Consider the following 19,418-nt stretch of genomic DNA (forward strand, 5'->3'; position numbering starts at 1 on the left):
GGCCTTTTTCATTGCTTAGACGTTCTATTCACCATCAGATTAAACAATAGCGGCCAAAGGCACACAGTCTAGAAACGCCACACCAAACCGAACCGGGACCACATACTCCGTCCCCTAATCTCGGCTCTGCTCAACAATAGGTGAAGCTCCCTTAGCCCAGGTTTCAACCGTTCTCCCGCCTCCCAAACAAGCGGCCATGAAAAAGGGCAAGCCAAGCTTGCCCCCGACCGAACAAGCACACAGAACCTCTCAGGCCGAAGCGGCCTCGAACGCCCAGGTGTCCTCCAGCCCGAACTCCGCCCAGCACTCGCCGTTAGACCTAGCCTGCTGCCCAAAGGCGCGCAAGCGCAGGTCGCCGTGCTGCAACAGGTATTCCCAGCGATCCCCCAGATACATCGATGCGATCAGCCGCGCCGGCAAGCTGTTGCCGCCGGGCTCGTCTTGCACCCTCAGCCGCTCCAAGCGGATCACCGCCTCGGCCTGCTGCCCCACCTCCAGTGCCTGCCTCGCGGTGGCGCGCAGCTGCCAGCCCTCGCCCTGCAAGGTCACGCTGTCGCCGTTTCTGGCCGCCACCTTGGCCCGCAAAGTATTGTTGGCGCCCATGAATTGCGCGGTATAAAGGGAAGCCGGCGCGGAATACAAGTCGGTAGGACTGCCGGCCTGTTCGATGCGGCCGTTCTTCAGCAACAAAATCTGGTCCGACATCGCCATCGCCTCGCCCTGGTCATGGGTGACGCACAAGGCGGACAGGTTCATCGACACGATCAGTTCGCGCAACCAGGCACGCGCCTCTTCGCGCAGCTTGGCGTCCAGATTGGACAAGGGCTCGTCCAGCAGAATTACCGGCGGGTTGTAGACCAGCGCGCGGGCGATGGCCACGCGCTGCTGCTGACCGCCGGACAATTGATGCGGATAGCGCTCGGCCAAATGCCCCAGCCCCAGCTTGTCCAGAATCTGCCTCACCCTCGCGGCGATCTCCGCCGTCGGGGTCTGGCGCAGCTTCAAGCCATAGCCGACGTTCTGCGCCACGGTGCGGTGCGGCCACAAGGCGTAAGACTGGAACACCAGGCCCAGAGAACGCTGCTCCACCGCCAGGTTGCAACCGGCGGACGCGTCGTACAAGGGGCGGCCGTCCAACAGGATTTGACCGGCCGACGGCTGTTCCAGCCCGGCGATGGCGCGCAGCAAAGTGGTTTTGCCGCTGCCGGAAGCGCCAAGCAAGGACACCACCTGGCCGGCGGCCAGATCAAAGGAAACACCCTTCAAAATAGGATTCTGCTCATAATTCAGATGCAGATCGCGCACGCTCAGCTTAGTCATGCAGTTTCACTCCCAGACGCAAGGCCAGCGCCAAGCCGGCGCCCACCATCAGAATATTGATCACCGACAAGGCCGCCACCTGGTCCACCGCGCCGGTGGCCCACAAGGACACCAGCAAGGAACCGATCACTTCGGTGCCCGGCGACAGCAAATACACCGCGGTCGAATACTCCCGCTCGAAAATCATGAAGATCAGCAGCCAGCTGGACAGCAGGCCGAAACGGATCAAGGGCAAGGTCACGTCCAGACTGGTCCGCCGCTGGCTGGCCCCGGCGGTGCGGGCGGCCTCTTCCAGCTCCGGCCCCACTTGCAACAGGGCGCTCTGCACCAGACGCATGCCATAGGCCAGCCAGACCACGGTGTAAGCCAGCCAGATCGACAGCATGCTGTTCTTGGCGCCCTGCAGGCCGGGCACGAACAGGAACACCCACAGGAAGGCCAGGCCAGCCAGGATGCCCGGCACCGCACGCGGCAACAGCACCAGATAGTCCAACAGACGAGCGCCCCAATCATTGCGGCGATGTCCGGCGAAACCGACCAGGGTATAAAAGCCCACCGCCAGCGCGCCGCCGATGATGCCGACGCCCAGGGTGTTGACGATGGCGCGGACGATGTTGTCCTCCTCGAACACCAAGGCGTAATGATCCAGCGTCAAGGTCTCCAGCAAGGACACGCCCTCGCCCCAATGGCTGACCACCGAGCGCAGCGCGATGCCGGAAATCGGCACCACCACGGTGAGGAACAGCCACAGCAGCACGATGGCCAGCGCCAGATAGCGCCACGGCCCCAGCGACAGCGGATGCTGACGGCCGGCCTTGCCCTTGAGCGCGACGAAACGCTGAGCGCTGCGCAATAAGCGGCGCTGCAACAGGACCAGCGGGAAGGTGATGGCGATCAGGCACACCGCCACCGCCGCCATCAGATGATAGGACGGTACGCCGAGTTTATTGGTCAGCTTGTACAGATAAGTGGCCAACACCAGATGTCCCTCCGGGTCGCCCAACACCAGCGGCAAGCCGAAGACTTCAAACCCCAGAAAGACCACCAGCACGCCGGCGAACAGCATGGAGGGCATCACCATCGGCAGGCTGACGTCGCGCGCCACGCGAAAAGGACCGGCCCCGGCCACCCGCGCGGCCTCTTCCACGTCCGAACCCAAATTGCGCAGCGCCGCCGACGCGTACAGATAGACATGCGGCACATGGGTCAGCCCCGCCACCACCGCGATGCTGAGCAGGGAATAAATATTCCACGGCACCTCTTCCACGCCGAACCACTGCTTGAACCACAGGGAGTAAAACCCCACCGGTCCGGCCGCCACCACGTAGCCGAAGGCCAATACCATCGGCGACACGAACACCGGCGTCAGCAATAAGGGCTCCAGCCAACGCCGGCCGGGCAAATCGGTGCGCGCCATCAAGAAGGCCAGCACCCCGCCCAGCGGAATGGCGATCAGCGCCATGCCGGCGGCGATCACCAGCGAGTTGCCCAGCGCGGACCAGAAATCGGGATCGGTGAACACAAAGCGGTAGGCGGTCAGCCCCACATTCTTGTCCGCCATGAAGAAGGGCTGATCCAGCAGGCTTTGATAGACCACCAGCGATAGCGGGGCCAGCACCAGCAAGGCCAGCGCGCCCAAGACCAGCCAGCGGCTGGCGGCGCTCCAGCGCGGCCAGCCGCCGCGCGCGCGGGGCTGGGCGGCCGCGGCGGGGGCGGTCGGATTAATCGAGGAATTCATGCTTGCTCCCAGGCCTGCGCGCAGGCCTCTGCGCCGTCCGCGCGCGGCGGACGGCTGATTGAGTCATTGGAAACGACGGCCGCGACGGCCGGAAGGGGACGCTATTTCTTCAGCGCCTGCTGCCACTGACGCATGAAATCCAGCCGCTTGGCCTGGTCCAGATAGACCAGCAGGCCGGTGCCCACCTGGATAGGCTTGGCGCTGCCGCCCAATTGCTGGTTCAAGGCGGCGATGGAAGCCGCGCCGCTCACGTCGCTGCGCAGCGAGAACAGCTCGGACTGGTTGGCCAGCACGCTCTGGCCGCGCTTGGACAGCAAATAGTCCAGCCACAGCCGCGCAGCGCCGGGATTGCGCGCCTTCTTGGAGATGATGGCCAGCCGGCTGACCACCTGGGTGTAATCCTTGGGATAGACATAGCCGATGGCCGGGTCCTTCTTCGCCTTGGCGTAAGCGTAGGAACCGAGGATGTTGTAGCCGATCAGGTTTTCGCCCGAGGAAATCCGCTCCATCATCGCGCCGGTGGAGGTTTGCAGCTTGACGCCGCTGGCGCCGAGCGCGCGCGCCAGTTCCCAGGCGCCGTTGGCGTTATGGCGGACGTCCTGGGTCAGGAAGTTGAAGCCGACGCCGGACTTCTCCACATCGTAGGTGGTGACCTTGCCCTTGAAGCGAGCCGGATTCGCCTTGAGGATGCGCACCAGATCGGCGCGGGTCTGCGGGATGTCCTCCGGCTTCAGCAAGCGCTTGTTGTAGACAATGGCCACCGGCTCGTAAGTGGTGCCGTAGGCCTGCTGCTGATAATGCGCCCAGGACGGCAGATTGGCCGCCTCCGGCGAAGCGTAGCTGGCGGCGTAGCCGTCATTGACGAACTTCACCTGCAGGTCCATCGCCGAGCTCCACACCACGTCGGCGCTGGCGCTGCTGGCGGCGTTCTCGCTGATGAAGCGATTGTAGATCTCGGTGCTGTTCATATCGTGGTATTCCACCTTGACGCCGGGGTACAAGGCCTGGAAATCCTTGATCAGGGGCCGCGCCGCGGCGCTGTCGGTGGCCGAATACACCACCACCTTGCCCTCCTTGACGGCGGCGTCCACCAGATTCTGATAACCGGCGGGATAGCCGGCGGGCACGGCCGCCCAGGCGGCGGCGGAACCCAGCGCGCAGCACAGCGCGGACAAGCTTCTGACTCTATTCATGGTGTTGCTCCTAGGTAGATGAAGATGTTCGCGACATCTTTCGAATCGCGCAGCTCTATTGGCTTCGCTTCCCCAGCCATGATATTAGAGTAAAGCTTTCAATCCGCTTTCAGTGACCCAACCATGCGCCTGCTCTTGGTGGAAGACAATCCGGCCCTGTCCGAATCACTGGCCCAGGCCTTGCGCCAGGCCGGTTTCGCCGTGGACTGCATGCTCAACGGCAGCGACGCCGATCATGTGCTGCGCACCCAGGATTACGCGCTGGCCATCCTGGACTTGGACCTGCCCAAGCTCAACGGCTGGGAGGTGCTGCGCCGGCTGCGCGCCCGCAAGCAAACGCTGCCGGTGCTGATCCTGACCGCGCACGGCTCGGTGGAAGAACGAGTGCGTGGGCTGGACCTGGGCGCCGACGACTATCTGGCCAAGCCCTTCGACCTCAACGAACTGGAAGCGCGGGTGCGCGCGCTGATCCGCCGCAGCCACGGCCGCGAAAGTCCGCAGCTGGAATTAGGCCCCCTCAGCTACGACAGCGTCGGCCGCCAGTTTCAGCTGAGCGGCGACGCGCTGCACCTGACGCCGCGCGAGCACGCGGTGCTGGAAGTGCTGATGCTGCAAGGCGGCAAGGCCATAGGCAAAAGCCAGCTGTCGGAAAAGATTTTCGGCCTGGACGAAAGCGGCAGCGCCGAAGCCATCGAAATCTATGTGCACCGCTTGCGCAAGAAGCTGGCCGGCCAGCCGGTTTCCATCGTCACCTTGCGCGGGCTGGGCTATCTATTGACCACACCGTAAATGCGACTCGCCCTCTCCCGCCTCAAACCCGCCAGCTTGCGCAAGCAATTGCTGCTCGGCCTGTCCGTTCCGCTGCTGCTGATGTTGGCGCTGGACGGCTGGATGACTTACGACCGCGCCTTGCAGGCGGCCAACACAGCCTTCGACCGCATGCTGCTCAGCTCCGGCCGCGCCATCGCCGACGGCGTCGCCGCCCACGACGGCGCCGTCAGCGTGGACATACCCTATTTCGCCTTGCAAATGTTCGAGTCCAACGCCTCCGGCAAGGTGTTCTACCGCGTCAGCCGCTCGGACGGCGCGCTGCTCACCGGTTACGACGATCTGCCGCTGCCGCCTCCGCGTCGGCGCGAGACCATCCGCTACCAGCCCGATTACATGGACATTTCCTACCACGGCGAAACGCTGCGCTTGCTGACCTTGAGGCTGTCGGTGCGTGACATGAGCACGCTGCGCAGCCAGGACGTGTGGATACAGGTGGCGGAAACCCCGGAGTCCAGGGAGCAGCTGGCGCGCACCCTGCTCATCGGCTCCCTGGCGCAGGAGGCGCTGCTCGGTGTCATCATGCTCGCCATCGTGCTGCTGGCGGTCGGCCATAGCCTGCGGCCCTTGCGCCGCTTGTCGCGCAATGTGGTGGCGCGCAAGGAAACCGATCTCAGCCCCCTGCCCAGCCGCGAGCTGCCCACCGAGTTGACGCCCTTGGTGGACGCGCTGAATCAGCAGGGCGTGCGCTGGCATAAATTGCAGGCGGCGCGCCGCCGCTTCATCGACGACGCCGCCCATCAGTTGAAGACGCCGCTGGCGGTGATGCGGACGCAGGCGGAGCTGGCGCGACGCCAGACGCTGGAAGCCTCATTGCGCCAGCAGTTGGACAAATTGCTCGCCTCGCTGGACAGCGCCAGCCACGGCGTGCACCAGCTATTGCAACTGGCGCGGGTCGAGCCGGACAACGGCCAGGCCATCGAACTGGACGATATGGACCTGGCCGCCTGGATCAGGGAATGGGCGCTGGAACAAGCGCCCTGGGCTCATGGCCAGGGCGCGGATCTGGGTTACGAGGGGGAGGAAACGGTATGGGTGCGCGGCAACGCCGGTCTGCTGCGGGAATTGCTGGGCAATCTGCTGGACAACGCCATCCGCTATCATCCCGGCAACGGCGATGCGCGGATCACGATCGCGGCCGGGGCGCTGCCGGCGCCGTGGCTGCGCGTCGACGATAACGGCCTCGGCATCGCCGAGGCGGAACAAGACAAGGTATGGCTGCGTTTTTACCGCATCGCCGGCGCCGCCAGCAGCGGCAGCGGCCTGGGCCTGGCCATCGTCAGGGAGATCGCCCACCGGCATGGGGCGACCGTGGAGTTGAGCCGCAACGCCGGCGGCGGCCTCAGCGTCAAGCTTCAGTTTCCGCCGGCCGGCAGGGGATAGGCTTGAAGCCCGTTCACGGGCTCCCGAGCGGAGACGAAAACCGCCGAGAAAGCGCTATGCGCATACGCGCATCTGCGTTTTGAAACGGCGCTCCCCGCGTCGCGTCTCGATGCGTGCGGCGGACTTTGAACAGCTTCTTAGAACGGCAGTTGGTATAAAGGATTGCGGCTGTCCGCGCCTTCGGCGCGAATGCGTTCCAGCTCGCTGCGCAGAGCGGTCTGCAACCACTGTTCCCGCATTTTGTCGCCTTCGGGATGCTCGTTCAGCATCCGGTACAAGGCCATGCCGTGGAAGGTGGTCATCATGGTCAGCAAGGTGGCGAAGAAGCCGGTGGAAATGGCGTAACGCGGAAACAGCGAGGCCATCATGGCGACGAAGCGGTCGCGGAAGTAATTGCTGGAACTGGCCAGGAAGATTTCCCGCAGATCGGCGGTGGTTCGAGCCGCCATCAACAGTTCCATCAGCACGATGTGACGCGGCGACAGCACCAGCGCCTTCATCAGCGCGACGATCCGTTCCTCCTCCGGCATCGTGCTGGACATTTCCGCCGCCAGCTTGAGGCCGGCCTCGAAAATATCGTCGACTACCTTGCGCCCTACCGGCAACATCAGTTCGTTCTTGGTGGCGAAATGGCGGAATAGGGCCCCCTGGGAGACGCCGGCCCGGCTGCAGATCAGCTGCACACTGGTACCGTGATAGCCAAACTCCAGCAGACACTCGATGGCCGCTTCCACCAGTTTCCCAATGGTGGACTCCCTACGACTTTGTTGTGTTCGTCTAGTTTGCATTATATTCTTATGTCATGTTTATCCCAACCAAGGTCTGATGATACGCGAAACTTTTGCCATAAGCGAGGGCGAGCGCACGCTAAATAGGCCAGTGAGTAGTTTCAACTAGGGATAGCCGGAAAAATGCTGTTCTTTTTAAAGTTATTTCCCAATAACTCTTAAAAAGAGGTCGCAAATATTAAAATTACTATTATTAAATTGCGTAGTTTTGATGATTTGGAACATTTTGCGCGGCTTACTGTCTTGCCAGACGCCCCCAGCATGGACTCGCCGCCGGCGTGGCGTCCGCGCAACGCGCGAAAATAGCGGCAAGATCGCCGCGGATGTGAACAAAAACGCGCCATAGCAATGACGATGCTCGGCGACCGTCATCGACATCGTCACGCCCTCTCCGTCGGTCTTCTCTGCTTGACGACCCGCCTCAAGATAACAAGCAGACACTCAAGCAATGTCTCCCTTAGAAAGCAGCTAGTTTCTAATCGAAAAAATAAATACGCTAAAACAACATTTCAACAAAAATACGATGTTGAATTACTTAAAGCGGGGAAATATGCACAGGCAAGTTCGCATTCGAACATTAACCGGCATTTCCTCGCTTATGCTGACAAAGCCTGACGGGCCGGCCGTCGACAACCGGCCCGCCGGGCTCAATTCAACTGCGCTCGTCCAAAGTCCACCCGCCCGAACGGACTGACGGCGTAAGCGCTCAAATCCTTGCTCGCCAAGGCGTATGCAGTGGGGTGGGCCAAGGGCAGCCACAAGGCCTGCTCCTGGATCAACTTCTGCGCCGCCAGATACAGCTTGGCGCGCTGGGCGAAATCGCTGCTCTTCTTGCCGTCGCTGATCAGCTTGTCCAGCTTGGCGTCGCAAAAGCGCGCGAAATTGGTGCCGGACTGCACCGCCGAGCAGGAAAACTGCGGGGTCAGGAAGTTGTCGGGGTCGCCGTTGTCGCCGGCCCAGCCCATGAACAATAGCTCATGTTCGCCGGCCTTGGCGCGCTTGATCAGCTCCCCCCACTCAATCACCTTGATCTGCACCTTGACGCCGATCTTGGCCAGGTCGGATTGCAGCAGCTCCGCGCCCGCCTTGGGATTGGGATTCAGCGTGCTGCCGCTGGGCCGCACCCACACCGTGGTTTCGAAACCGTCGGGATAGCCGGCTTGGGCCAGCAGTTTCTTGGCGCGCGCCGGATCGTAAGGATAGGGCTTGGCCCCCTTGTTATAGCTCCAGGTATTCGGCGGATAAGGCAGGTCCGCCGCGGTGGCGGTATTGTCGAACACCGTTTTCAGATAAGAGTTCTTGTCGAAAGCCAGGTTGAGCGCTTGCCGCACCAAGGGGTTGTTCAACGGTTTTTTCTGGCTGTTAAAGGCGACGAAGGCGGTCATGAAGGCCGGCGTTTGCAGAACCCGCAGCTTGGGATCCGCCTTGGCCGCCAGCACGTCCTGCGGCTTGGGCGACAAGGCCAGCTGGCATTCGCCGGCTCTCAGCTTCTGCGCGCGCACAGCCGAATCCGGCGTGATCGCGTAAATCAGCGCGCCGACCTTGGGCTTGGCTCCCCAATAAGCCGGATTAGGCGCGTAGCGCACCACGGCGTCCTTCTGGAAGCTGCGGAAGACGAAGGGCCCGGTGCCGATTGGCTTAGCGTTCAAGTCCGCCTGGCGGCCGGCAGCCTGCAACTGCCCGGCGTACTCGGCCGAATAGATGGACGCGAAGCCCATGGTCAGGCTGGACAGGAAGGTGGCTTCCGGATAGTTGAGCTCGAAACGCACAGTATTGGCGTCCACCTTCTGCACCGCCTTGATCAGCTTGGGAAACTGCATGGATTGCGCGTGCGGATAGCCGTTCGGCGCGCTCTTGTACCAAGGATGGGCCGGATTGAGCATGCGTTCGAAAGTGAACACCACGTCGTCGGCCGTCAGCTTGCGGCCAGGCTTGAAGTAATCGGTGGAGTGAAAGGCCACATTGGGCCGCAGCTTGAAGGTGTAGCCGAGGCCGTCGTCGCTGACCTGCCAAGACGCGGCCAGGCCCGGCACCACTTTGCGGGCGGCCGGATCGTATTCGACCAGGCGGTTCATCAGCACGTCCGCCGACGCGTTGGTGGTGACCAGGGAGTTGTACTGCACCACGTCGAAACCTTCCGGATTGGCGTCGGTGCACACCGTCAACGGGCGCGCGGCCAGCGCCAGGGTAGGCGCCAGGGCCAGGGCCAACAGCGTCAATTGCTTGTTCATCGGCATTTCCTCATCAAACTGCATGGCATCTTCGGTATCAGAAACGAAGGTTAAGCGAATAAGCGAAAAAAACAAACCATCGATTATGCATATTCATATTCGCGACGCGGCCAAGGATGGAGTTTGAGCCCGGCGCAAATTGCCGCTACAGTCAAAGCGGACAGCCAGAATACAAAGCGCCATCGACATGAACCGCCGCCACTGCCTGCTTGCCCTGTTTTTGACCAGCTTTGCCGCCGCGCCGCTGCGCGCGGCGCCGGGCCCTGCGCTGGACATCCTGACCGAGGATGACCCACCGCTGACTTTCGAGCAAGACGGCAAGGCCGCCGGCCTGGTGGTGGAAGTGGTGCAAGGGATACAACGCCGCGTCGGCAACCACGACCCCATTGCCGTGGTGCCTTGGGCGCGCGGCTATCGCCAAGCGCAACAGCAGCCGAACACCGTGCTGTTCAACACCAACCGCACCCCGGAACGGGAGCGCATGTTCAAGTGGGTGGGCCCGGTCACCGAAACCCTGGGCTGCCTGTTTGTGAGGCGCGACAGCCCGATCAAACTGCAAACGCTGGACGACGCCCGCAAACTGCCGCAAATCATGGTGGTGAGAGACTGGTATCTGCAACAGCTGCTGAGCGCGCAGAACTTCTCCAACCTGGCCACCGTGGCCACGCCGGACCAGTTGCTGACCATGTTGATGCGCAAGCGCGCCGACGTCATCGTCAGCGAAAACACCACCTTGCCGCATCAATTGCGCCAGCAGGGCTTCGACCCGGCCCAAGTACGCAAGGCGCTGACCTTTTCCCACACCTACGGCTACATCGCCTTTTCCCGTCAGACCCCGGACGCGGTGATCAAGGCCTGGCAACAGGCGCTGGACGAGATGAAGCGCGACGGCAGTTTCGCCGCGCTGTACCGGCGCTGGCTGCCCGGCGAAACGGCGCCGGGCATCAATCCGCCCGCCCCGTGAAACACTCGAAACGGCCGCGCCACCAGGACACCAGCTCCTCGGGGGGCAAGGAGCGCGAATACAGATAGCCCTGGCCGCTATGGCAGCCGCGCGCCAGCAGCAAGGCGTGCTGGGATTCGGTTTCCACGCCCTCGGCCAGCACTTGCAGGCTCAGGCTTTCCGCCATGGACACGATGGCCGCCACCATGGCCAGATCGCGCTCGTCGCTGTCCAGCCGCATGATGAAGCTGCGATCTATCTTCAATTCATCGATGGGCAGCCGCTTGAGATAGGACAGCGAGGAAAAACCGGTGCCGAAGTCGTCCACGCTGATGTGAAAGCCCATGCGCTTGAGCGTCGGCAAGGCCTTCATCGCGCTGTCCGCGTCCATCAGCGTGCCCTCAGTGATTTCCAGGCACAGTTGCTCCGGTGGCGCGCCGCTTTCCTCGGCGATCGCGCGCAAACGCGCGACGGCGTCCGGCAAGCCGAAGAAGCGCGCCGACAGATTGACGCTGACGCGCCAGGGCGGCAGGCCCTGCCCTCTCCAGGCCATCACCTGGCTGCAAACATTGCGAAACACATACTCGTCGATATCGATGATCAGGCCGGTTTTTTCGGCGATGGCGATAAACTCCGCCGGCGACTGCTTGCGCCCGTCCAGCTCCCAGCGCAACAGCGCCTCCATCCCCAGCATGTCCTGGCTGCGCAGCGTCATCTGCGGCTGGTACTCCAGCCGCAGTTCCCGTCGCTGCAAGGCCTGACGCAAGCCGGTCTCCACTTGCAGGCGCTGGCGCACGCCGTCCGCCATATCCTCGGAAAAGAAGCAATAACCGTTCTTGCCCGCGTACTTGGCGCGGTACATCGCCATATCCGCATCGCGCATCAGCCCTTCCGGCGTGTCCGCGTCGCAGGGATAGCAGCTGATGCCGATGCTGGCGGACAGGAAATAGCGGTGGTCTCCGTCCTGGTACGGCGCCGCCAGCGCCGCCAGCACCTGCTCGGCCAGGCTGTCGGCCGCGCCGTCGGCGGCGTTCTCGGCCAAGGCGACGAATTCGTCGCCGCCGATGCGGAACAAAAGATCGTGGCCGCTCACGCAGGCGCGCAAGCGTTCAGCCACGATGCGCAACAGGCGGTCCCCCACCTCATGCCCAAGGTTGTCGTTGATGAAGCGGAAATCGTCCAGGTCCACCAAAAGCAGATACAGGCTCCGCCCTGAGCGCCGATGATTCCTCAAGCTCCATTGCAGCCGCTCGTTCAACTGCACGCGGTTGGGCAGTTGAGTCAGGCTGTCGTGCTTGGCGAGAAACTCGATATTGAGCTGCGAACGCTTCAGCGTGGACACGTCGCGGGCAAAGCCCATCGCGCGCCGCGGCCGCCCCTGTTCGTCCCGCCACAGGCTGGCGCTCACCTGCATCCAGACCTGCCCCGCCTCCGGCAGGGCGACGCGAAACTGACACTCGTGCAGGCTTTCTCCGGCCTCGGCCGGCAAGGCCTGCCAACGCCGACGCAACTCGTCCAGATCCTCCGGATGGATTTGCGCCAGCAAGGCGTCCAGACTGTCGTGACGATAATCCTCGGCCCGCCCGAAAATCCGCCCCACCGGCCCTTCTTCGTGCAAGACCCCGGCGCCCAGGTCCAGCTCCCAGGCGATTTGTTCCGCCGCGTACAGCGCCTGCTTCAAACGCATCGCCGAGCGGCGGCGCTCGCCGATCAAGCGCCCCACCCGCGCCAGCAGCTCCGCCACCGAAAACGGCTTGAACAAGAACTCCTGCACGCTGTTCTGCAGCATACGCAGCCGCAGCGAATCGTCGGCGCGCGCCGACAACATCACCACCGGGATGTCCTCGGTCTGACGGTTGCCGCGCAAAGCCGACACAAACTCTTCTCCCCCCATTCCCGGCATCATCAGATCGCTGATGATCAGGTCCGGCTGCTCGCTCTGCGCCAAACGCAGGCCGCGGCCGCCCTCCGGCGCCGTCATCACCCGATAATGCTTGCCCAGCGCGCCGGCGATGAAGGCGCTCATATCGATGTTGTCCTCCACCAGCAGCACCAACGCCTGGGCGCCCTTGTCCGGCGCGGCGCCCCCCTCGGCCTGCGGCGACGCGGGCGCGGGCACCGCGCCGCCGGCCAGCAAATCGTCCAGACGCAAGTCTTCCGACTCTATCTGCGCACCCGCCGGCGCCAACAGAGGCAGGCTGAGGCGGAACAAGGCGCCGCCGCCCTCTGCGGCGAACAAGCTCACATTGCCATGGTGCAGCTCGATGAATTCTTTGACGATGGCGAGGCCAAGCCCGGTGCCGCCGTGCCGGCCGTAATCGCCGTCCTCCACTTGCACGAAGCGCTCGAACACCTTGTCGCGCATCTCGGCCGGCACGCCGGGCCCGTTATCCTGCACCCGGATGCCGGCCTGGCTTCCTCTCAGCTCCAGCGCAATCTGAATGCGGCCACCGTCCGGCGTGAACTTGAAGGCGTTGGACAGCAGGTTCAGCAATACGCGCTGCAATTTGATCGCGTCCACCTGCGCCGACGCCGTTTTCGGCGCCGCCACTTGGTAGTCGATATGCCGGTCGCTGGCCAGCGAAGTAAAATAAGAGGCCACGTGACGCACCAGCTCGGCCAGGTCCAGCTGAGCGTAGCGCAGCTTCAGTTCCCCCGCGTCCAGCTTGGCCACGTCCAGCAAATCGTTGACCTGCTGCAGCAACATGCGCGCCTGCCGCTGGATCATCAGCAGATTGGGGCTCTCCTCCGGCTCGGCCTGGCCTGTCAGGAAGCGTTCTACCTGACCCAGAATCAGAGTCAGCGGCGTGCGCAACTCATGGCTGACATTGGCGAAGAAGCGGGTCTTCATCTGATCCAGCTCGCGCATCTGCTGATTCAAGCGGGCCAGCTCGTTATTGGATTCCTTCAGATCGGTGTTGGCCCGGGCGATTTGCGCATGCTGGTTCACCATTTCCGCTTCTAGCGCCGCCGCGTCCATTGCCCGCCATTCCGCCGGCTGACTCTGCTGCGGCTGGCTCCGTTTCAGGCGCACGAACTCGCTGACGTCCTGCGCGCTGTGAATGATGCAGGCCACGCTGCCGTCTGCGCGTTTCACCGGCCAGTTGGTCGGACTCCAATAGCGCTCTTCGAAACTGCCGTCCGGCCGCGGGATATCGTATTTCTGCATCGCCATGCTGTCCTCGACTCCGGTGGCCAGCACTCGCTGCAAAGAAATGCGCAGATTGCGCGAGCCCTCGCCTTCCGGCTCGGCGGGATTGACCGGAAAGATGTCGAACAGATTGCGCCCCAGGATGGACTCGCGCCGGGTCAAGGTCGTCTGCAGGTAAATATCGCTGGCGGCGATGACGTTGAAATCGGTATCCAGCACTAAATACAGGCCGGGGGCCCGTTCGAACAGCAGCTGGAAATCCGGTGCGGCAATCGCAACCTGCGCGTTCAACGCCAACGCAGCCTCCTATCGGTGGGGTTCGCGGATCAAGGGCGGCAAGACTGCCGTCATATTCCTCATTAAATATGATAGTCGTATATCCACTCAACTCCAGTGCCGTATCGACGCGTCGACGCGTAAAAAAACCCCGGCCTGGGCCGGGGTGGTTTGGCGTCCGCCTGCGCGGATCAGGCGTAGCTGTCGGTGGACGGGCAGCTGCACACCAGATTGCGGTCGCCGTATACGTCGTCGATGCGGTTGACGCTGGGCCAGAACTTGTTTTCCAGCACATAGTCCAGCGGGAAAAGACCGGTTTCGCGGCTGTACGGACGCTGCCAGTCGCCGGCGATGTCGGCCTTGCTGTGCGGCGCGTTGCACAAGGGATTATTGTCCGCCGGCCACACGCCGTTCTGCACCTGGTCGATTTCCCGACGGATAGCCGCCATCGCCGCGATGAAACGGTCCAGCTCGACCTTGGGCTCGGACTCGGTCGGCTCAATCATCAGCGTGCCCGGCACCGGGAAGCTCATGGTCGGCGCGTGGAAGCCGTAATCCATCAGCCGCTTGGCCACGTCCACTTCGGTCACGCCGCTGGAGGCCTTGAGCGGACGCAGATCGATGATGCACTCATGAGCCACCCGGCCGTTGGCGCCGGTGTACAGCACCGGGAAATGCTCGGCCAGCCGCGTCGCCACGTAGTTGGCGGACAGCAAGGCGTTCTCCGTGGCCTGCTTCATGCCTTCCGCGCCCATCATCGCGATATACATATAGGAGATGGGCAGGATGGAGGCGGAGCCGAACGGCGCCGCCGACACCGCGGTCTGGCCCGGCTGGGCGGAGGGCACCGAGGCTACCACGTGGTTGGCGATGAAGGGCGCCAGATGCGCTTTCAGGCCAATGGGGCCCATGCCCGGGCCGCCGCCGCCGTGCGGGATGCAGAAGGTCTTGTGCAGGTTCATGTGCGACACGTCGGCGCCGATGTCGGCCGGACGGCACAAGCCCACCTGGGCGTTGAGGTTGGCGCCGTCCATATACACTTGGCCGCCGTGCTGATGGATGATCGCGCAGATTTCGCGGATAGGCTGCTCGAACACGCCGTGGGTGGACGGATAGGTGATCATCAGCGCCGCCAGCTGAGCCGAATGCTGCTCGGCCTTGGCTTTCAGATCCGCAACGTCGACGTTGCCGGCCTCGTCGCAATCCACCACCACCACCTGCATATTCATCATCTGCGCAGTGGCCGGATTGGTGCCGTGGGCGGAGCGCGGAATCAGGCAGATATTGCGTTGGCCGTCGCCGCGCGACTCATGGTAACGGCTGATCGCCAGCAGGCCGGCGTACTCGCCCTGGGCCCCAGAATTGGGCTGCATCGAAATGATGTCGAAACCGGTGATCGCGCGCAGCTGCGTTTCCAGGCCGGCGATCATTTCCAGATAGCCCACCGTCTGTTCGCGCGGGGCGAACGGATGCATATTGGCGAACTCCGGCCAGGTGATCGGGATCATTTCGCTGGTGGCGTTGAGCTTCATGGTGCAGCTGCCCAGCGAGATCATCGAATGATTCATCGCCAGATCGCGGCTTTCCAGCTTCTTCATATAGCGCAGCATCTCGTGCTCGCTATGATGGGTGTTGAACACCGGATGGCTCATGAAGGCGGATTCGCGCTTCAGTCCGGCCGGAATCGCGTCGGCGGCCGCGGCGTCCAGCGCGGCGATGTCGGCGCTCTTGCCGGTGAAGATTTCGATCAGACGAGCCAGATCGGCCTCGCTGGCCGCCTCGTGGAAGGCGACGCCCAGCACATTGCCGCCGGCGCGGCGCAGATTGTAGCCGGCGGCCAGCGCCGCCTGATACACCGCCTCGGCCTTGGGCGCCTCAACCTGCACCGTGTCGAAGAAGCGGTCGAACACCAGCTTGCCGCCGGCGGCCTTGACCGCGTGGGCGAAAATGGCCGCCAGGCGGTGAATGCGGGCGGCGATGCGCTTGACGCCTTCCGGACCGTGGTACACCGCGTACATGCCGGCGATATTGGCCAGCAGCACCTGGCTGGTGCAGATATTGGAGTTGGCCTTTTCGCGGCGGATATGCTGCTCGCGGGTCTGCAGCGCCATGCGCAGCGCGGTCTTGCCCTTGGCGTCCACCGACACGCCGATGATGCGGCCCGGCGCAGAGCGCTTCATCTCGTCCTTGAAGGCGAAGTAAGCGGCGTGCGGGCCGCCGAAGCCCATGGGCACGCCGAAGCGCTGGGTATTGCCGATGGCCACGTCCGCGCCCATCTCGCCCGGCGATTTCAACGCCACCAAGGCCATGATGTCGGCGGCCACCACCGCCACCGCGCCCTTGGCCTTGACCGCGGCGATGTGCGGGGTCAGGTCGATCAGATCGCCGGCTTCGCCCGGATATTGGAACAAGGCGCCGAAGTATTCGCCCTTGCCCGCCTCTTCCGGATGGCCCTGCACCAGCTCGAAGCCGAAGTACTTGGCGCGGGTCCGCATCACGTCCAGGGTTTGCGGCAGCACGCGGCTGTCTACGAAGAACTGGCCGGACTTGGCCTTGGACACGCGGCGCGCCATCGCCATCGCCTCGGCGGCGGCGGTGGCCTCGTCCAGCAAGGAGGCGTTGGCCAGTTCCAGACCGGTCAGGTCTATCACCATTTGCTGGAAGTTCAGCAAGGCTTCGAGACGGCCCTGGGCGATCTCGGCCTGATACGGAGTGTAAGCGGTGTACCAGCCCGGGTTTTCCAGCAGATTGCGCAGGATCACCGTCGGAGTCAGCACCGGGTAATAGCCCTGGCCGATGAAGGATTTATTGACCACGTTCTTGGCGGCGACGGCCTTCAGCGCGGCCAGCGCCTCGGCTTCCGGCATCGGATCCGGCAGCTCCAGCTTGCGGTTCAGGTGAATGTCGGCCGGCAGCGTCTGCGCCACCAGTTCATCGATGGAGGCCACGCCGATGGCGGCCAACATTTGCTCGCGCTCGGCGTCGGACGGGCCGATGTGGCGGGAGATGAATTCTTTGCGGTTGAAAAGTTCGGAGAGAGACATGAGTACGGGGCCTTCTGTGCTTGCCGTCCGCGCCGCGGCTTGCGCGGCCAATCGGGTGTTGCTGGATATCCGGGCGAAAAAAACGCCTCGCGGTCGATTAGGACTGCGAGGCGGTTTTCACCATCAGGCGCCAATTTCCTTGGCGTAGGCGGCGGCGTCCATCAGGGCGTCCAGGTCCGCCGGATCCGCCGGCTTGATCTTGAAGAACCAGCCGGCGCCGTAGGGCTCGCCGTTGGCCAGTTCCGGTTCGGCTTCCAGTTCCTCGTTGATGGCCAGCACTTCGCCGGCAATCGGACAGTAGATGTCGGAAGCGGCTTTCACCGACTCCACCACGCCGGCCTGCTCTTCCTTGGCGAGCTTGGCGCCCACTTTCGGCAATTCGACGAAAACGATGTCGCCCAGCAGTTCCTGCGCGTGCTCGGTAATGCCCACGGTCACGGAGCCGTCGGCTTCCAGGCGCAGCCATTCGTGGCTTTCAACGTATTTGAGTTCGGCGGGGATGTTGCTCATGAGTGTCTCCAGTCAAATCCAGGTCTTAAACGATATTCCCGGCCGCGTCGCGCGGCCTGCCCAAGCACGCCGCTCAGGCGAAAACTTTTTTGCCGTTGCGCACGAACGGCATTTTGACCACGCGCACCTCGGTCAAGGTTCCGCGCAGATCCACCAGCGCCGTATCGCCGGTGCCGGCCGGCACGCGCGCGATCGCGATGGAGTGTTTGAGGGTGGGCGAGAAGGTGCCGCTGGTGATCACGCCCTCGCCTACGCCTTCCACCACCACTTTCAGGCCTTCGCGCAGCACGCCGCGGCCTTCCAGCACCAGGCCCACTTGCCTGGTTTTCAGGCCGGCGGCTTTCTGCGCCTCCAGCGCCTTGCGGCCGATGAAATCGCGCTCCGCCGGTTCCCAGGCGATGGTCCAGCCCATGCCGGCCTCTAGCGGGGAAACAGTTTCATCCATATCGTGGCCGTAGAGATTCATGCCGGCCTCCAGGCGCAGGGTGTCGCGCGCGCCCAGGCCTATCGGCGCCACGCCGGCGGCCTGCAGTTGCTGGAAAAAGGCCGCGGCCTCGACGCCGGGCAGCATCACTTCCAGGCCGTCTTCCCCGGTGTAGCCGGTGCGGGCGTAGAACCAATCGCCGGCGGGCTGGCCTTGGAAGGGCTTCAAGGCCTGGATGACGTCGGCGAGCTCGGGCTTGACCGCGCAGACCTTGGCGATGGCCTGCGGGCCCTGCACCGCCAGGATGGACAGATCGCGGCGCACCTTGATGTCCACGTCGAAATCCGCCTTGCGCCCTTCCATCCAGGCCAGGTCCTTGTCGGTGGTGCCGGCGTTGATCACCATGCGGTAGCCGTAGGAGGTCAGATAGACGATCAGATCGTCCACCACGGTGCCGTCGGGGGTAAGCATGCCGGAATACAGCGCCTTGCCTTCGAAGCCGAGCTTGGCCACGTCGTTGGCGATCAAGCGCTGCAGCCAGACTTTGGCGTCCGGGCCGCTGATGTCCAGCACCGTCATATGGGAAACGTCGAACATGCCGGCGTCGCTGCGCACGATCTCATGTTCCTTGAGTTGGGAGCCGTAATGGATGGGCATTTCCCAGCCGGCGAAATCGACCATCTTGGCGCCGGCGGCGATATGGGATTCAAACAGGGGGGTGCGTTTCGGGGCCGTCATCGGTGCGTCCTTAGCAAAAGCGTGTAGTGTTGCTCTATTCCCTACACCCCTCTGTCCCTGCACCTGAGATTTTCCGGCCTTGCGGCCGTTAGCCCCTTCGGTGGGCATCCGCGGATGCCGCTCTCCAGATTCGGCGAACTGGCTGCGGCCAGTCCGATGATGCAGTCCTTTTGCCTGAGCGATTGCGGGTGCGCTTGCGCCTTCGGCGGTGGCGCGGACGGCCACTCTCTCCTGCATGACGAGCCAGATTATGGTTGCTGGACCGGGGCTTGGCAAGCCGTGTTTATCTTCAACTTAAACAATGACTTAAAATATTCGAAACCGCAAAACATTGAACCGGCATTGCTTCGTTTAAGATCGATTACGAACATATTTCATTTCCTTACCGATCAAAAAATAGATGACCACCCCATTGCGCCGGCGCTGATCGTAAGATGACATCCATCTTGACCAAGCACGATCTCTATCCGATCTGGAAAGGAAACCGCGATGCGAAAACTGATCAACGATCCGCGCCATGTGGCGCGGGAGATGCTGGAAGGCCTGGCCGACACCCTGCCCGGCCTGGCGCTGCTCGAGGAAGAAAACGTCTTGCTGCGGGCGGACCTTCCCGCCGGCGGCCTGCGCGACAAGGTGGCGCTGATTTCCGGCGGCGGCAGCGGCCACGAACCGGCCCACGCCGGCTACATCGGCCACGGCATGCTGGACGCCGCCGCGGTGGGCGACGTGTTCACCTCGCCCAGCGTAGACACCGTGCTGGCGGCGATCCGCGCCGTCGCCGGCCCCAAGGGCGTGCTGCTCATCGTCAAGAACTACACCGGCGACCGGCTCAACTTCGGCCTGGCGGCGGA

General features: G+C 63.3%; 13 protein-coding genes and 2 riboswitches. Of the genes, 4 read left to right on the top strand and 9 right to left on the bottom strand.

Translation table 11 applies throughout. The features are described from left to right. Positions 1 to 249: 249 nt before the first annotated feature. The 3 genes from NK214_RS16970 to NK214_RS16980 form a co-directional block, all read right to left on the bottom strand. The gene (locus tag NK214_RS16970) at positions 250 to 1,320 is read right to left on the bottom strand and encodes an ABC transporter ATP-binding protein (protein WP_227107199.1); all 1,071 of its coding nucleotides are present in this window, start codon (positions 1,318 to 1,320) and stop codon (positions 250 to 252) included. Continuing rightward, positions 1,313 to 3,058 (bottom strand): iron ABC transporter permease, encoded by a 1,746-nt coding sequence (locus tag NK214_RS16975; protein ID WP_253315049.1) that lies wholly within the window; start codon positions 3,056 to 3,058, stop codon positions 1,313 to 1,315. The genes NK214_RS16970 and NK214_RS16975 overlap by 8 nt, the downstream gene beginning before the upstream one ends. Before the next feature lie 101 nt (positions 3,059 to 3,159). Next, positions 3,160 to 4,251 carry an ABC transporter substrate-binding protein gene (locus tag NK214_RS16980; RefSeq protein ID WP_253315050.1) on the bottom strand — a complete coding sequence of 364 codons (1,092 nt, stop codon included), beginning with the start codon at positions 4,249 to 4,251 and terminating at the stop codon, positions 3,160 to 3,162. Between the two features lie 123 nt (positions 4,252 to 4,374). On the opposite strand from NK214_RS16980, the gene NK214_RS16985 reads away from it, so the two are divergent. Together NK214_RS16985 and NK214_RS16990 are read left to right on the top strand one after the other, a co-directional pair. Beyond that, positions 4,375 to 5,040: a response regulator gene (locus tag NK214_RS16985; protein WP_107798354.1), complete on the top strand. Its 666-nt coding sequence runs from the start codon at positions 4,375 to 4,377 to the stop codon at positions 5,038 to 5,040. Further along, positions 5,041 to 6,462 carry a sensor histidine kinase gene (locus NK214_RS16990; protein ID WP_253315051.1) on the top strand — a complete coding sequence of 474 codons (1,422 nt, stop codon included), beginning with the start codon at positions 5,041 to 5,043 and terminating at the stop codon, positions 6,460 to 6,462. A gap of 137 nt (positions 6,463 to 6,599) precedes the next feature. Here the strand turns inward: NK214_RS16990 and NK214_RS16995 are convergent, their stop codons facing one another. Next, positions 6,600 to 7,250, bottom strand: coding sequence for a TetR/AcrR family transcriptional regulator (locus tag NK214_RS16995; RefSeq protein WP_107798352.1), 651 nt, complete (start codon positions 7,248 to 7,250; stop codon positions 6,600 to 6,602). Positions 7,251 to 7,897: 647 nt separating this feature from the next. After that, a complete protein-coding gene (locus tag NK214_RS17000; protein WP_107798351.1) occupies positions 7,898 to 9,481 on the bottom strand; it encodes an ABC transporter substrate-binding protein in 1,584 nt (527 codons plus the stop codon). Positions 9,482 to 9,668: 187 nt separating this feature from the next. Here NK214_RS17000 and NK214_RS17005 point away from each other — a divergent pair, with 187 nt between their 5' ends. Next, entirely contained in the window at positions 9,669 to 10,445 is a 777-nt protein-coding gene (locus NK214_RS17005; protein ID WP_227107189.1) for an ABC transporter substrate-binding protein, read from the top strand. Here NK214_RS17005 and NK214_RS17010 read toward each other — a convergent pair. The 4 genes from NK214_RS17010 to gcvT all read right to left on the bottom strand — a co-directional run bounded on the left by NK214_RS17010 (position 10,426) and on the right by gcvT (position 18,567). Continuing rightward, on the bottom strand, positions 10,426 to 13,866 hold the full coding sequence (locus tag NK214_RS17010; protein ID WP_253315052.1) for an EAL domain-containing protein: 3,441 nt from the start codon (positions 13,864 to 13,866) through the stop codon (positions 10,426 to 10,428). The two genes, NK214_RS17005 and NK214_RS17010, sit on opposite strands and share 20 nt — an antisense overlap. 176 nt (positions 13,867 to 14,042) lie before the next feature. Continuing rightward, on the bottom strand, positions 14,043 to 16,895 hold the full coding sequence (gene gcvP, locus NK214_RS17015) for an aminomethyl-transferring glycine dehydrogenase (protein WP_253315053.1): 2,853 nt from the start codon (positions 16,893 to 16,895) through the stop codon (positions 14,043 to 14,045). Between the two features lie 123 nt (positions 16,896 to 17,018). Further along, a complete protein-coding gene (gene gcvH / locus NK214_RS17020; RefSeq protein ID WP_107798347.1) occupies positions 17,019 to 17,405 on the bottom strand; it encodes a glycine cleavage system protein GcvH in 387 nt (128 codons plus the stop codon). A 73-nt stretch (positions 17,406 to 17,478) separates the two neighbouring features. Next, positions 17,479 to 18,567, bottom strand: coding sequence for a glycine cleavage system aminomethyltransferase GcvT (gcvT, locus tag NK214_RS17025; RefSeq protein ID WP_227107183.1), 1,089 nt, complete (start codon positions 18,565 to 18,567; stop codon positions 17,479 to 17,481). A gap of 41 nt (positions 18,568 to 18,608) precedes the next feature. Next, positions 18,609 to 18,705, bottom strand: a riboswitch (glycine riboswitch). A gap of 14 nt (positions 18,706 to 18,719) precedes the next feature. After that, a riboswitch (glycine riboswitch) is annotated at positions 18,720 to 18,811 on the bottom strand. A gap of 245 nt (positions 18,812 to 19,056) precedes the next feature. Here gcvT and NK214_RS17030 point away from each other — a divergent pair. Next, a partial coding sequence (locus tag NK214_RS17030) for a dihydroxyacetone kinase subunit DhaK (protein WP_253315054.1) occupies positions 19,057 to 19,418 on the top strand: 362 nt, incomplete at its 3' end.

Source organism: Chromobacterium sp. S0633, assembly GCF_024158805.1.
Lineage (GTDB): Bacteria > Pseudomonadota > Gammaproteobacteria > Burkholderiales > Chromobacteriaceae > Chromobacterium.

Bases quoted from the DNA above. Each gene is read 5' to 3' on its own strand.
- NK214_RS16970 (WP_227107199.1), bottom strand. From the start codon at position 1,320: ATGACTAAGCTGAGCGTGCGCGATCTGCATCTGAATTATGAGCAGAAT.
- NK214_RS16975 (WP_253315049.1), bottom strand. From the start codon at position 3,058: ATGAATTCCTCGATTAATCCGACCGCCCCCGCCGCGGCCGCCCAGCCC.
- NK214_RS16980 (WP_253315050.1), bottom strand. From the start codon at position 4,251: ATGAATAGAGTCAGAAGCTTGTCCGCGCTGTGCTGCGCGCTGGGTTCC.
- NK214_RS16985 (WP_107798354.1), top strand. From the start codon at position 4,375: ATGCGCCTGCTCTTGGTGGAAGACAATCCGGCCCTGTCCGAATCACTG.
- NK214_RS16990 (WP_253315051.1), top strand. From the start codon at position 5,041: ATGCGACTCGCCCTCTCCCGCCTCAAACCCGCCAGCTTGCGCAAGCAA.
- NK214_RS16995 (WP_107798352.1), bottom strand. From the start codon at position 7,250: ATGCAAACTAGACGAACACAACAAAGTCGTAGGGAGTCCACCATTGGG.
- NK214_RS17000 (WP_107798351.1), bottom strand. From the start codon at position 9,481: ATGAACAAGCAATTGACGCTGTTGGCCCTGGCCCTGGCGCCTACCCTG.
- NK214_RS17005 (WP_227107189.1), top strand. From the start codon at position 9,669: ATGAACCGCCGCCACTGCCTGCTTGCCCTGTTTTTGACCAGCTTTGCC.
- gcvP (WP_253315053.1), bottom strand. From the start codon at position 16,895: ATGTCTCTCTCCGAACTTTTCAACCGCAAAGAATTCATCTCCCGCCAC.
- gcvH (WP_107798347.1), bottom strand. From the start codon at position 17,405: ATGAGCAACATCCCCGCCGAACTCAAATACGTTGAAAGCCACGAATGG.
- gcvT (WP_227107183.1), bottom strand. From the start codon at position 18,567: ATGACGGCCCCGAAACGCACCCCCCTGTTTGAATCCCATATCGCCGCC.